The sequence below is a fragment of the Streptomyces fagopyri genome, from assembly GCF_009498275.1.
Classification (GTDB): Bacteria; Actinomycetota; Actinomycetes; order Streptomycetales; family Streptomycetaceae; genus Streptomyces; species Streptomyces fagopyri.
Window position 1 is genome coordinate 7,734,361 of the sequence record NZ_CP045643.1, and the last position, 12,579, is coordinate 7,746,939.

At 72.4% G+C, this 12,579-nt stretch carries 14 protein-coding genes; 9 read left to right on the plus strand and 5 right to left on the minus strand.

Annotation, left to right across the window (positions count from 1 at the left end; all coding sequences use genetic code 11):
• Window positions 1-267: 267 nt before the first annotated feature.
• Window positions 268-1,449 (plus strand): elongation factor Tu, encoded by a 1,182-nt coding sequence (gene tuf, locus GFH48_RS33465; RefSeq protein WP_153291824.1) that lies wholly within the window; start codon window positions 268-270, stop codon window positions 1,447-1,449.
• 423 nt (window positions 1,450-1,872) lie between these two features.
• Window positions 1,873-2,718, plus strand: a complete 846-nt coding sequence (locus tag GFH48_RS33470) for a spermidine synthase (protein ID WP_153291825.1) — start codon at window positions 1,873-1,875, stop codon at window positions 2,716-2,718.
• Here GFH48_RS33470 and GFH48_RS33475 read toward each other — a convergent pair.
• On the minus strand, window positions 2,680-3,996 hold the full coding sequence (locus GFH48_RS33475; RefSeq protein ID WP_153291826.1) for an MFS transporter: 1,317 nt from the start codon (window positions 3,994-3,996) through the stop codon (window positions 2,680-2,682). The genes GFH48_RS33470 and GFH48_RS33475 overlap by 39 nt on opposite strands.
• 132 nt (window positions 3,997-4,128) lie before the next feature.
• Window positions 4,129-5,166: a hypothetical protein gene (locus GFH48_RS33480; protein WP_153291827.1), complete on the minus strand. Its 1,038-nt coding sequence runs from the start codon at window positions 5,164-5,166 to the stop codon at window positions 4,129-4,131.
• Window positions 5,167-5,330: 164 nt separating this feature from the next.
• Here GFH48_RS33480 and GFH48_RS33485 point away from each other — a divergent pair, with 164 nt between their 5' ends.
• The 3 genes from GFH48_RS33485 (at window position 5,331) to GFH48_RS33495 (ending at window position 7,361) form a co-directional block, all read left to right on the plus strand.
• Window positions 5,331-5,768 carry a DUF4442 domain-containing protein gene (locus GFH48_RS33485; RefSeq protein WP_153293227.1) on the plus strand — a complete coding sequence of 146 codons (438 nt, stop codon included), beginning with the start codon at window positions 5,331-5,333 and terminating at the stop codon, window positions 5,766-5,768.
• A gap of 366 nt (window positions 5,769-6,134) precedes the next feature.
• Window positions 6,135-6,578 carry a cyanase gene (gene cynS, locus GFH48_RS33490; RefSeq protein ID WP_153291828.1) on the plus strand — a complete coding sequence of 148 codons (444 nt, stop codon included), beginning with the start codon at window positions 6,135-6,137 and terminating at the stop codon, window positions 6,576-6,578.
• 132 nt (window positions 6,579-6,710) lie between these two features.
• A complete protein-coding gene (locus tag GFH48_RS33495; RefSeq protein ID WP_153291829.1) occupies window positions 6,711-7,361 on the plus strand; it encodes a DedA family protein in 651 nt (216 codons plus the stop codon).
• 72 nt (window positions 7,362-7,433) lie between these two features.
• Here GFH48_RS33495 and GFH48_RS33500 read toward each other — a convergent pair whose 3' ends face one another.
• Window positions 7,434-7,973: a gamma carbonic anhydrase family protein gene (locus tag GFH48_RS33500; RefSeq protein WP_153291830.1), complete on the minus strand. Its 540-nt coding sequence runs from the start codon at window positions 7,971-7,973 to the stop codon at window positions 7,434-7,436.
• A 117-nt stretch (window positions 7,974-8,090) separates the two neighbouring features.
• On the opposite strand from GFH48_RS33500, the gene GFH48_RS33505 reads away from it, so the two are divergent.
• Window positions 8,091-8,888: an acyltransferase gene (locus GFH48_RS33505; protein WP_153291831.1), complete on the plus strand. Its 798-nt coding sequence runs from the start codon at window positions 8,091-8,093 to the stop codon at window positions 8,886-8,888.
• Between the two features lie 116 nt (window positions 8,889-9,004).
• Here GFH48_RS33505 and GFH48_RS33510 read toward each other — a convergent pair whose 3' ends face one another.
• Window positions 9,005-9,862 carry an EamA family transporter gene (locus GFH48_RS33510; protein ID WP_153291832.1) on the minus strand — a complete coding sequence of 286 codons (858 nt, stop codon included), beginning with the start codon at window positions 9,860-9,862 and terminating at the stop codon, window positions 9,005-9,007.
• A gap of 93 nt (window positions 9,863-9,955) precedes the next feature.
• Here GFH48_RS33510 and GFH48_RS33515 point away from each other — a divergent pair, with 93 nt between their 5' ends.
• The 3 genes from GFH48_RS33515 to GFH48_RS33525 are packed head-to-tail and all read left to right on the plus strand — an operon-like array spanning window position 9,956 to window position 12,037.
• A complete protein-coding gene (locus tag GFH48_RS33515; protein WP_153291833.1) occupies window positions 9,956-10,528 on the plus strand; it encodes a helix-turn-helix domain-containing protein in 573 nt (190 codons plus the stop codon).
• A gap of 43 nt (window positions 10,529-10,571) precedes the next feature.
• A complete protein-coding gene (locus GFH48_RS33520) occupies window positions 10,572-11,129 on the plus strand; it encodes a YbaK/EbsC family protein (RefSeq protein WP_153291834.1) in 558 nt (185 codons plus the stop codon).
• Between the two features lie 59 nt (window positions 11,130-11,188).
• Window positions 11,189-12,037 (plus strand): alpha/beta fold hydrolase, encoded by an 849-nt coding sequence (locus GFH48_RS33525; RefSeq protein WP_153291835.1) that lies wholly within the window; start codon window positions 11,189-11,191, stop codon window positions 12,035-12,037.
• A gap of 33 nt (window positions 12,038-12,070) precedes the next feature.
• Here the strand turns inward: GFH48_RS33525 and GFH48_RS33530 are convergent, their stop codons facing one another.
• Window positions 12,071-12,511, minus strand: coding sequence for a GNAT family N-acetyltransferase (locus GFH48_RS33530; protein WP_228121066.1), 441 nt, complete (start codon window positions 12,509-12,511; stop codon window positions 12,071-12,073).
• Window positions 12,512-12,579 lie beyond the last annotated feature (68 nt).

Genomic DNA, 12,579 nt, shown 5'->3' on the forward strand with positions numbered 1-12,579 from the left:
ATTCGACGTGGCCGGACATGTCGGCGATGATCGCCTCATGTTCCGGCACGCCTTCCACTTCGCAGCATCCGCGGTCGCGGATGCCCCGAAGGCTGCCGTCCCGATCATCGTGGCAGCCGTCGACGGCGCCCGAAGCTGACCCTTCCCGGATTGTCCGGCGGACCCCGCAGGGGGAGGGTCGGCAGATCCTCGGGGTCCCCGTCCCGGCCGTGAGCGCCGGGGCCCTCACTCAGCTCCGCTGACACGAAGAGGCTTCGAGGTACAGCCATGCCCAAGACGGCTTACGTGCGGACCAAGCCGCACCTGAACATCGGCACCATGGGTCATGTCGACCACGGCAAGACCACCCTGACCGCCGCCATCACCAAGGTTCTCGCCGAGCGCGGTTCCGGCACGTTCGTGCCCTTCGACCGCATCGACCGCGCCCCGGAGGAGGCCGCGCGCGGCATCACCATCAACATCGCGCACGTCGAGTACGAGACCGACACCCGCCACTACGCGCATGTCGACATGCCGGGTCACGCCGACTACGTCAAGAACATGGTCACCGGCGCGGCGCAGCTCGACGGGGCGATCCTCGTCGTCTCCGCGCTCGACGGGATCATGCCGCAGACCGCCGAGCACGTGCTGCTCGCCCGGCAGGTGGGCGTCGACCACATCGTCGTCGCCCTGAACAAGGCCGACGCCGTCGACGACGGCGAGGACACCGTGCTCACCGACCTCGTGGAGCTGGAGGTCCGCGAACTGCTCTCCGCGCACGGATACGGAGGCGAGTCCGTCCCCGTCGTCCGGGTGTCCGGCCTCAGGGCGCTGGAGGGCGACCCCCGCTGGACCGCGGCGATCGACGCGCTGCTCGACGCGGTGGACACCTATGTGCCGATGCCCGAGCGGTACGTCGACGCGCCGTTCCTGCTGCCGGTCGAGAACGTGCTCACCATCACCGGGCGCGGGATCGTCGTCACGGGAGCCGTCGAGCGCGGCACGATCCGGGTCGGCGACCGCGTCGAAGTGCTCGGCGCCGCCGTCGACACGGTGGTCACGGGACTGGAGACCTTCGGCAAGCCCATGGCGGAGGCGCAGGCCGGGGACAACGTGGCGCTGCTGCTGCGCGGCGTGCCCCGGGACGCCGTACGGCGCGGGCACATCGTCGCCGCGCCCGGCAGCGTCGTGCCCAGCCGGCGTTTCTCGGCGCGGGTGTACGTCCTGTCGTCGGGCGAGGGCGGACGGACGACGCCGGTCGCCACCGGGTACCGGCCGCAGTTCTACATCCGTACCGCGGACGTGGTCGGCGACGTCGACCTCGGCGAGCGGGCGGTCGCCCGGCCCGGCGACACCGTCACGATGAGGGTGGAGCTGGGACGCGAGGTGCCGCTGGAGCCGGGCCTGGGATTCGCGATCCGCGAGGGCGGCCGGACGGTCGGCGCGGGGACGGTGACCTCGGTCGACTGACGGCCGGGGGCGGTACGGGGGTACGGGTGCCCGCCTGAAAGGGCGGGCACCCGGGCGCTGCCGCTGCCGCTGCCGCTGCCGCTGCCGCTGCCGCTGCCGGTGTCGCAGCCTGTGCCCGCGCGCGTGCCGCAGTTGGGTCGGGGGTGGACCGGCGCGCGGTCGGTCGTGGATGGTCCGACGAGGGGATCGGCAGGAGGTCGGTCGGCGGCCCGGGTCTGCTCGGTGCCGCATCGACAGGCCGTCCGCCGTGGGGGGACCGGCCGGTCCACCGGCAGGCGGCCCGGTCGCGGGTCGGTCGGCGGGGCGCCCGGATGTGCCGTGGGGCCGGGACGGGGGCCGGGTCCCGGGGGCGCGCCGTCGTGTGGCGTCGGCCGTGGCCGGGCACCGGGCCGTGGGCGCACGCCGGGGCGGCACAATGGACGGGTGGACGAGCCGATACCCGTGATGCGGGCCGTGGATCACGGGACCGCCAAGCTGATGCCGGACGTCGACCGGAAGCGGGCCTGGCTGTTGACGGTCGACGGGGCACCGCAGTCGTACGTGGACCTGGACGAACCCACGCATCTGGAGTTCGAGTACGCGCGACGGCTCGGGCACGTGCTGGACACGGTCGTCGCGCCAGGACGCGCACCGGACGTGCTGCACCTCGGCGGGGGCGCCCTGACGCTGCCCCGCTACGTGGCCGCGACCAGGCCGGGCGCACGTCAGGACGTGGTCGAGGCCGACCGGGGCCTGCTGGCCCTGATCGGCGAACACCTGCCGGTGGCCGACGACGCCGGGATCACCGTGCACGGCGCGGACGCCCGGGAGTGGCTCGAATCCGCCGCGCCCGCCTCCGCCGACATCGTGATCGCGGATGTCTTCGGCGGCTCGCGCGTCCCCGCGCACCTGACGTCCACGGCGTACGCCCGGGCCGCCGCGCGCGTCCTGCGTACCGACGGCGTCTACCTGGCCAACCTGGCGGACTCCGCCCCCTTCACCTTTCTGCGCTCCCAACTCGCCACGTTCTCGGCGGTGTTCGAGGAACTCGCGGTGATCGCCGAACCGGGCGTGCTGCGCGGGCGGCGTTTCGGCAACGCGGTGCTGGTGGCCTCCCAGCATCCGTTCGACACGGCGACCCTGGCCCGCCGCACGGCCTCCGACGCGTTCCCGGCGCGGGTGGAACACGGCCCCGCGCTGCGCCGGTTCATCGGCGCCGCCGCACCCGTCCGCGACGAGGACGCGGTCCCCTCACCCGAGCCGCCCGGCGGCGCCTTCGGCATCGGCTGACGCGCGCTCCACGTCCACCGGCGGCGATCCCTGCGCGACCGGCCTGGTCCGCCGGGTCAGGTTCCGTACATCCGGTACGAACAGCACCGCCGCCGTGACCACCACGACCAGGACCGAACAGCCCCACAGGGCCGACGTCCGGCCGAAGGCCTGTTCCGCCGGGCCCGCCAGGGCCGTGGCCAGCGGGACCATCGCGATCGACCCGAACCAGTCGTACGCCGAGACGCGGGAGAGCTTGTCCTCGGGGATCTCCTGGTGCAGCGCGGTCATCCAGGAGACGCCGAACACCTCTATCGCCGCCCCGCTGACGAACATCACGGCGCACAGCGGCACCACCTGCACCGGCACCGCGAGCGCGGCGGCCGGCGCGGCGAGCGGGAAGACACAGAGGGTGCCCGCGAGCAGCAGCCGGCGTGGCTTCCAGCGGGTCATCAGCAGCGCGCCGCCGACCGTGCCCGCACCGAACGCGCCGAGGGCCAGGCCCCAGGGCCCGGGACCGCCGAGACTGTCCCGGGCGACGAGCGGGCCGTAGACCGCGTCCGCGGCGCCCACCACCGCGACGACCACGGAGAACTGCGCGACGACCGTCCACAGCCAGGGCCGTCCGACGAACTCCCGCCAGCCCTCGCGGAGGTCGGAGAGCAGCCCGTCGCCGGGCCGGCGCGGCGGTATGTGGCTCACGTCGAGGAACGAGCGCAGTGCCCCGGCGAGGGCGAACGCCACGGCGTCCACCGCGAGCACCCAGCCGGGACCGATCACCGCCACCATCGCCCCGCCGAGCGCCGCCCCGCCCAGTCCCGCACCCTGCATCGCCATCCGGAACATGGCGAACGCGCGACTCGCCTGCTCTCCGTCGACCGAGGACATCAGCATGCCCTCGGCGGCCGGGCTGAAGAACGCCTGCCCGGTGCCGCCGAGCGCGGACAGCAGCAGCATCTGCCACAGCCGCGGTTCGCCGGACAGCACCAGAAGCGCGAACGCCGCCTGGGAGACGCAGTTGAGGGCGTTGGCCGCGACCATCACCCGATGGCGCGGCAGCCGGTCCGCCACCGCGCCGCCGATCAGCAGGAAGAGGACCAGCGGCAGTGTCCGCGCCGCCGCCACGAGGCCGACGTCACCCCCGTCGCCGCCCGTTTCGAGCACCGCGAACGCCGAGGCGATCAGCGCGCCCTGGCTGCCCAGGTTGGTCACGACCGCGGCGGCGGTCAGCAGGGTGTAGTTCCGGCCCGCCCAGGAGGGACGGCGCGGGTGTCGAAGGGAGTCGGCGGCAGAGGTCACCGGCACACTTTCGCCGCCCGGTGCCCGTCTTGCCAAACCCGGAGCACGCCGTCCGGACACAGCTCGGGCGTCCGGACGGCTGCTCAGGGAACCCGGGGGTCACTCACGACCCCTCGGTTCACCGCGCGGTGCTCACGATCCGGTCGGCTCACCGTGGAGCCGGACGGTGCTCAATATCTTCCGCACCGTGGCGTCGGGCACCTCCTCGCCGACCCCCTTCGCGCCGTAGAGCGTCCAGGACACGAAGTCGCCCGCCGAGTTCTTGAAGGCGAACGTGGTCGCCTTGCCGTCCGAGTCGCACTTGCCCTTCTTCGGGACGCCGCTCGAATACGTCGTGGCGACGCTGCCCGTGATCCCGGAAGCCGTCGTGTACGCCGTGGGCTTGCCGATCCTGAGCAGCTTCTTCGAGGCGTCCTTCTGGTCGGTGTAGCCGCCGAAGACCCACCAGGCCGAGTCGTTGCGCGCGACGTCGCCGGTGTTCTTGGCGCCGCTCTGTCCCTTGGTGCCGGCGGCGGCCAGCGCCGTGTCGTCCGTACGACCGTCCTTGTCGTCGTCGGACGTGCACCACTTCTCCTTGAGGAAGGCGGGCGCGGACATGCCGATGACCGCGGAACCGTCGCCCTTCTTCTCGTCCTCGAAGCCGATGAAGGTGCCGGGCGTGCGGACGTTCCAGTCGGCCGGTACGTCGAACGCGGTGCCCCACTTGGGGTTGACCACGACCTTCCAGCCCGCGACGGTCGGCTTCTCGTCGTCGGTGCCGCGCGGGTTGTCGTCGTTCCCGCTCGCGCTCGCCGACTTCGAGACGGACGTCTTCGGGGACGTGGACGGATCGCCGCCCGCGTTGTCGTCCTTGCCCTTGCCGCCCAGGACGAGGAAACCGGTGACGCCCGCCGCGATCACGACGGCCGAGGCCGCGACGATGGCGGTGATCTTGGTCTTGTTGCCGCCGCCCCCGTTCCCGGCCCCTGGCCCGCCGGCCGGTCCGGGCACCCCGGGCGACTCCGGTACGGTCCCCCACTGCGGCTGCCCGTAGGGATTGGGCTGCTGGTATCCGGGCTGCTGATACGGATTCGGCTGTTGGTACCCCGGCTGCTGGTAGGGGTTGGGCTGCTGCGGATTCTGGTTCTGCGGGTTCTGCTCGCCCCCGGGCGGCTGCTGTCCTGGCCACATGGCCGGTAACCCTAGTAGCGGCTGTGCCACGTTTGGGTCACCGCTCTTCTTCAGCCATGTACCGGTCAGGGATCGAGTCCGGATTTTTTCGATTTCTTCACATGCCCGGGTGCTGGTCAAGATTTTCTACTCATGGGTAACATTCGACCATGAGTGCAGACCAGATGACGATCGGCGAGATGCTCGCCGCCACGGTGCCGATGGCCCGGACCCTCAATCTCGATTTCGTGGAGACCACGCCGGAGAAGGCCGTGGTGAGGCTCCCGGACCAGAGCGACTACCACAACCACGTCGGCGGCCCGCACGCCGGAGCGATGTTCACGCTGGGCGAGTCGGCGAGCGGGGCGATCGTCCTCGCCGCCTTCGGGGAGCAGCTCTCGCGTGCCGTGCCGCTCGCGGTGAGCGCCGAGATCGCCTACAGGAAGCTGGCGATGGGACCGGTCACCGCCACCGCCACCCTCGGCCGGCCGGCCGCCGACGTCGTGGCCGAACTCGACGCGGGGCGGCGGCCCGAGTTCCCCGTCGCCATCGCCATCCAGCGCGCGGACGGCGCTGTGACCGGGGAGATGACCGTTGTGTGGACCCTCCGGCCGAACGGCTGAGCGGACCACCCGCCATGGCGGACGGCCCCCTCCGGTACCGGGCCGGGCGGCGGGTCCGTCCGCCGTTCCGCCGTCTGACGTTCTGACGCCCGTCGTCCGTCGTCCGTCGTCCTGCCGTGCTGCCCGTGCTGCCGTGCTGTCCTCCCCCCGTTCGCCGTTCGCCGTTCGCCGTTCGCCGTTCGCCGTTCGCCGTTCGCCGTTCGCCGTTCGCCGTTCGCCGTTCGCCGTTCGCCGTTCCGCCGGGCGCGACGCGTCCGCTCGCGACCCCGCGGTGTCGGCGGACACCCCGCGCCATTGTCGGAGAATGAGCGTTCTCCTAGGCTGGGCCGACGTTGTCGACGTCGTTCTCCAGGAACGGAGATGTGCATGCTCAGCAAGAGCGAAGCCGCCGAAGCCGTCCGTCGTGCCAAGGTCAGGACAGGGGTCACATGGGCCCAGCTCGCCGAAGCGGTCGGCAAGCCCCTCGCGTGGACGACAGCCGCGCTGCTGGGGCAGCACCCCATGCGCGAGGAGGAGGCGACGACGGCCGCGGCGCTCCTCGAACTCGGCGACGACGCCGTCCTCGCCTTCCAGCTCCAGCCGACCCGAGGTGCCCTGGACGCCGCGGTCCCCGTGGACCCCACGATCTACCGGCTCTACGAGGTCGTGCAGGTCTACGGTCCGACGATCAAGGAGCTGATCCACGAGCAGTGCGGCGACGGCATCATGAGCGCGATCAACTTCCGCCTCGACGTGCGGCGCGTGCCCGACCCCGCCGGTGACCGGGTCGTCGTCACTCTCGACGGGAAATACCTCCCCTACCAGTGGTAGCGCGCCCCCTGCCCGTGGGGGCGGCCACCGGTGCCCCTCACCGGACTCCGCCGCGCCCGGCCGAGCGGTAGGCTTCCCGGCATGCGCTCGTGCGAGCGCATGCCGGGAATGACGTAACGGGAGGAACCGGCGTTGCACGTCCAGGATTGGCTCGAGACGGTGCCCGCGGTCAGCATCTACGCGCTGGTGGCCCTGGTCATCGGCCTGGAGAGCCTGGGTATACCCCTGCCCGGCGAGATCATCCTGGTCTCGGCGGCGCTGCTGTCCTCCCAGCACTCGGGGATCAACCCCGTCATCCTCGGGGCGTGCGCCAGTGTCGGCGCGATCGTCGGCGACTCCATCGGCTACGCGATCGGCCGCAAGGGCGGACGACCACTGCTGGCCTGGCTCGGTAGGAAGTTCCCACGGCACTTCGGTCCGGGACACGTCGCGACGGCCGAGCGGTCGTTCCAGAAGTGGGGCATGTGGGCCGTCTTCTTCGGCCGCTTCATCGCCCTGCTGCGCATCTTCGCGGGACCGCTCGCCGGTGTGCTGAAGATGCCCTACTGGAAGTTCCTCATCGCCAACGTGCTCGGCGGGATCATCTGGGCCGGGGGCACCACCGCCGTCATCTACTACGTCGGTGTCGTCGCGGAGTCCTGGCTGAAGCGGTTCTCGTGGGTCGGGCTGGTGGTGGCGGTGCTCATCGGGCTCGCCTCGATGCTGGTCGTCAGGCGCCGGGCGAAGCGGGTGTCCGCCGAGATGGACGAGGCGCGGCCGGAGCCGGTCGCCGCCGCCGAATAGGTCCTGTCACCGGGACGGGCGGGCCGGCCGCGACCGGTCACGCGGGTCCCCGCGCCCCCGGAGGGGTGCCTCTCAGCTCCCGGAGTTCTCCGACGCGTCCTTGTGGGCCTTGGCGAGCTCGACGTAGAAGGTGCCGTTGAGCGTGAGGCCCTCGCGCTCCTCCTCCGTCAACGGGCGCTTGACCTTCGCGGGCACGCCCGCCACCAGTGAGCCGGGCGGGACCCGCATCCCCTGCGGGACCAGGGCCTGGGCCGCGACCAGCGAACCGGCGCCGATCACCGCGCCGTTGAGGACCGTGGCCCCCATCCCGATCAGGCAGTCGTCCTCGACGGTGGCCCCGTGCAGTACGGCGTTGTGCCCGATCGAGACACGCTCGCCCACGGTGACGGGAAAGCCGGGATCGACGTGCAGGGTGCAGTTGTCCTGGACGTTGCTGTCGGCGCCTATGACGATCGGCCCGCAGTCCGCCCGCAGCACCGCGCCGTACCAGACACTCGCGCCCGCCCGCAGGGTGACGTCCCCGATGACCACCGCCGTGCGCGCCGTGAACGCCTCCGGGTCCACCCGCGGATCCTTGCCGCCGATCCCCATGATCAGCGCCTGCTGCGTCATCGCCGCCTCCTCGTCGTCGGTACACCGGCACCGTATGCCATGATCCCCGACCCGGTGGGGCGAAGATCACAGCCGTGATCTCTGCTGGCCCCTCCCGCCCCTGAGTACCGTGAGCGAGTGCCCAGCAACAGGAACGCGTTCTCGTCATGGCGGCGCCGTCTCGTGCAGAACGCCGTCCACGCGGGCTGGGCCTGGGTGCAGCGCACGGCCTCGGTCACGGCCGAACACCCGGGGCGGCTGCGCTTCGGGGCGATCGGAACAGGTACCAGACTCGCCTTCCCGCTCGGCACCGTGTTCGGTGAACCGTGGATCCACCTCGGCGACCACTGCATCGTCGGCGAACAGGTCACCCTCACCGCGGGGCTGATGCCCGACCTCGACCTCGGCCCCGACCCGATCCTGCGCCTGGGTGACGGTGTGGTGCTCGGCCGCGGCAGCCATGTCATCGCCGACACGACGGTCACCATCGGCAGCGACTGCTACTTCGGGCCGTACGTGTACGTGACGTCCACCAACCACTCGTACGACGATCCGCACGAGCCCATCGGCAAGCAGTGGCCGCGGATGGAGCCGGTGGAGATCGGTCCCGGCTGCTGGATCGGCACCGGGGCGGTGATCCTGCCCGGAGCACGGATCGGGCGGAACGTCGTGGTGGCGGCCGGTGCGGTGGTACGCGGCACGGTCCCCGACCACGCGGTCGTGGCGGGCGCTCCCGCCCGGGTCGTGCGGCGCTGGGATGCGGCGGCCGGATGGCAGCCGCCGCTGCGGACGCCGGCGCCGGTGCCGATCCCCGACGGTGTCACGCCGGAGCAACTGCTCGCGCTGTCGGGACTGGACGAGGCGGCCGTCGCACGGCTCGCGGAGCTGGACCTCGCGGCCGGGGAGGCCGCCGGGGACGTACGCGCCGAGTCCTGACCCGGCCCCGAACCGTCGTGAGCGTGACGGTCGCGGCTCAACCGTCGTGACCGTCACCGGGTCGGTTCGTCGCGAGCGTCACCGGGTCGACCCGTGGTGAGCGTGACCGTCCCGGCTCAACCCGTCGCGAGCATGACCGTGCCGATCAGTGCCAGGCCCGCGCCCGCCGCCTGGACGCCGCGCAGCCGTTCGCTGAGGAAGCCGCGGGCGGCCAGGGCCGTGACCACCGGGTAGAGCGAGGCGAGCACGGCGGCCACCGTCACCGGGCCGAGGTGGGCGGCGACGGAGTACGTGCCGTTGGCCGCCACGTCGGCGAGCCCGACGAAGGCGAACGACGGGAGCGCCCGCCAGGGGAAGCCGTCGCCGGGGAGCCCCGCGGAGCCGCGCCGCACCGAGGCCCACAACGCGGTGCCGCCGGCGACCACGTTGGTCACGCGCTGCACGAACAGGGCGAGGAACAGCCCCGTGACCGACGAGGACGCCTCCGCGATCAGGACGAACACCGTGCCGAAGCCCAGCGCGGCGAGCAGCGTCAGCAGGATCGCCTGCCGCTGCACGGGGGCGCCCCTGAACTGCGGGCCGCCCGCGAGGACCACACCGGCGACGGCGACCGCGATGCCCGCGAACTGCAGCGGCCCGGGACGCTCGCCGAGGACGAGTCCGACGGTGAGCGGGACAGCGACCCCCAGGGAGCCGAGCGGCGAGACCACACCCATCGGCCCCAGGGCGAGGGCCTTGTAGAACGAGAAGAGTGCGACCGGTCCCACCAGGCCGGCCGCGACCGCGAACCACAGGCGCGGTCCCGCCTCGCCCCAGGCGCCGGTCGCGACCACGATCACGCCGAGGACGGCCGCGGCGACCGCCTGGGAGACGACGACCACGGTGAGGGCGGGCGTCCGCCGGGTCAGCAGGCCTCCGCCGAAGTCGGCCAGGCCCCACAGGAGGCTGGTGGCCAGGGCGAAGAGCGCTGTCATGAGTCGCCTCGCAGTACAGTTCGGTGAACGATCGGGTGCACCACACCATAGTTCACTCTATTGAACTCTGTCATTCATGATATTGGACGGAATGTGTCGGATCTCGACCTGCTGACCCAGTCCCTGGGGCGCAACGTGAAGCGCTGGCGCACCGAGCGCGGCTTCACCCTGGAAGCACTCGCCGCCCGCGCCGGAGTCAGCCGTGGCATGCTCATCCAGATCGAGCAGGCCAGGACCAACCCCAGCCTCGGAACCGTCGTCAAGATCGGCGACGCGCTCGGCGTCAGCATCACCACGCTTCTCGACTACGAACAGGGCCCCAAGGTCCGTATCGTCCCGGCCGAGCAGGCCGTACGGCTGTGGCACACCGACGCGGGCAGCTACAACCGGCTGCTCGCGGGCACCGAGGCGCCCGGCCCGCTGGAGATGTGGGACTGGCGCCTGATGCCGGGCGAGGGCAGCCCCTCCGACCCGCACCCCACGGGCACCGTGGAGCTCGTCCATGTCACGGCGGGCGATCTGACCCTCACCGTGGACGGCGTGGCCCACCGCGTACCGGCGGGAGCGAGCGCCTCCTTCGAGGCCAACACCCCGCACCGGTACGGCAATGACGGCGACGTACCCGTGGAGATGGTCATGGCGGTATCGGTCCCGCTCGTGCACTGAGACCGCCGGCCGGGCACCCCCGAGCGGCTGTTACCGTGCGGGCATGCGCGCCCCCATCGGACACTTCGACCACGCCACGCCCGCTCCCGAGTGCCTCGGCGAACTCGTCGGCCCGGTCGCCGACGCCGTACGCGCCTGGCGGGGCACCGTCCCCGCCGAGCAGATCGTGTACGTCGACACGGACCCCGATCGGGCCGACACCGCGACCTTCGTCGAGCACTACGGCAAGGAACTGCTCGAACAGTCCGCCAACTGCGTGGTCGTCGCGGGCAAGAGGGGCGCGGAGACCACGCTCGCCGCGTGCCTGGTCCTCTCCACCACCCGGGTCGACGTCAACGGTGTCGTCCGCCGCCGACTCGGCGCCCGCAAGGCCTCGTTCGCGTCGATGGACATGGCGACCGGTGAAACCGGCATGGAGTACGGCGGCATCACCCCAGTCGGGCTGCCCGGTGGCTGGCCCCTGCTGGTGGACTCCGCGGTCGTCGAACTGCCGTACGTCCTGGTCGGCAGCGGCCGGCGGCGCGGAAAACTGCTGGTGCCGGGCAAGGCGTTCGGGGAGCTGCCGAACGCCGTGGTGATCGAGGGGCTCGGGATCGGCTGACCGGCCCGTCGCGGGTCGACCGCTTGCCCTGGTCGGCGCACGCTCAGGAGGATGACGTCATGCCGACCTTCTCCGCCCCCGACGGAACCACGCTCGCCCACCACGCCGTGGGGGAGGGCGAGCCGCTGCTCTGTCTGCCCGGCGGCCCCATGCGGGCCTCCGCCTACCTCGGTGAACTCGGCGGACTGGCACGGCACCGCCGCCTCCACCTGCTCGATCTGCGCGGAACCGGCGACTCCGCCGCTCCGGCCGACCCGGCGACGTACCGCTGCGACCGGCAGGTCGGTGACGTCGAGGCCTTCCGCGCACACCTGGGGCTCGACCGCGTCGATGTCCTCGCCCACTCGGCGGCCGGCGACCTCGCCCTGCTGCACGCGGCCGCGCATCCGCACCGTGTGCGCAGCCTCACCCTGGTGACCGCCCGTGCGCGGGCGCTCGGCGTCGACTTCACCCCGGAGCACCGCCGGGAGGCGGCCCTGACGCGCCGGTCGGAACCGTGGTTCGAGGAGGCGTACGAGGCCTTCGAAAGGATCTGGGCCGGCTCGTCCGCCGACGCCGACTGGGACGCCGTCGCCCCCTTCTTCTACGGCCGCTGGGACGCGACCGCGCGGGCGCACGCCGCGGGCGAGGTCGGACAGACCAATGAGGAGGCCGCGGATCTGTACGCGTCCGCCGGTGCCTTCCGGCCCGGCGCGGCCCGCGCCGCCGTCGCCGCGCTGGACGCACGGGTCCTGCTGCTCGTGGGCGCGCTGGACGGCGGACCGCTGCCGCGGGTGGCCGCCGGCGTCGCGGAGCTGATCCCCGGGGCGGGACTGGTCGTCCAGCCGGGTGCCGGGCACTTCCCGTGGCTCGACGACCCGCGGTTCTTCACGGAGACCGTCGTGGCCTTCCTCGACCGGGAGCGGTGACGAGCGAGGGTCCTGCCGGGTGACCCGGCGGGATCAGGCCAGCCGCAGGTCGATCCACTCCGCGGTGTCGCCCGGCAGCACGTAGCGCTCGGTCTCGGCGAACCCGTGCTTCAGGGCGAAGCGCAGCCCGTCCTCGTTCGAGGCGAGGACGACCGTCTCGATCACCGCGGCGCCCAGCGCCCGCGCCTGCTCCAGTCCGCGCTCGTACAACTCCTCGCCGAATCCCCGGCCGCGGTGCTCGGGCAGCACCCGGGCGATCACCGTGGCCGTCGAGGTGTCCTCCTTCGGCGGGCGCACGGTCGTGCAGCCCACCAGCACGTCACCGAGGTGGACGACCTCCAGGAGGTTGCGGCCGGCCCGCTCCCGGACCTCGTCGAGCGACATGGCGGCGGGAGGGACGATCACGTTGTGGACGTGACGCCAGGCTTCGAGGGCGGGTTCGTCGACCGGCCGCCGGAAGAGAAGAGTGGGCACCGCAGCAGCAAACCCGGCCGCCGCGCGCGTCGTCAACCGGGTTTGCCGGAAGGGTCCGGGACGGCGGG

Bases quoted from the DNA above. Each gene is read 5' to 3' on its own strand.
- tuf (WP_153291824.1), top strand. From the start codon at position 268: ATGCCCAAGACGGCTTACGTGCGGACCAAGCCGCACCTGAACATCGGC.
- GFH48_RS33480 (WP_153291827.1), bottom strand. From the start codon at position 5,166: ATGTGGCCAGGACAGCAGCCGCCCGGGGGCGAGCAGAACCCGCAGAAC.
- GFH48_RS33485 (WP_153293227.1), top strand. From the start codon at position 5,331: ATGACGATCGGCGAGATGCTCGCCGCCACGGTGCCGATGGCCCGGACC.
- cynS (WP_153291828.1), top strand. From the start codon at position 6,135: ATGCTCAGCAAGAGCGAAGCCGCCGAAGCCGTCCGTCGTGCCAAGGTC.
- GFH48_RS33500 (WP_153291830.1), bottom strand. From the start codon at position 7,973: ATGACGCAGCAGGCGCTGATCATGGGGATCGGCGGCAAGGATCCGCGG.
- GFH48_RS33510 (WP_153291832.1), bottom strand. From the start codon at position 9,862: ATGACAGCGCTCTTCGCCCTGGCCACCAGCCTCCTGTGGGGCCTGGCC.
- GFH48_RS33520 (WP_153291834.1), top strand. From the start codon at position 10,572: ATGCGCGCCCCCATCGGACACTTCGACCACGCCACGCCCGCTCCCGAG.
- GFH48_RS33525 (WP_153291835.1), top strand. From the start codon at position 11,189: ATGCCGACCTTCTCCGCCCCCGACGGAACCACGCTCGCCCACCACGCC.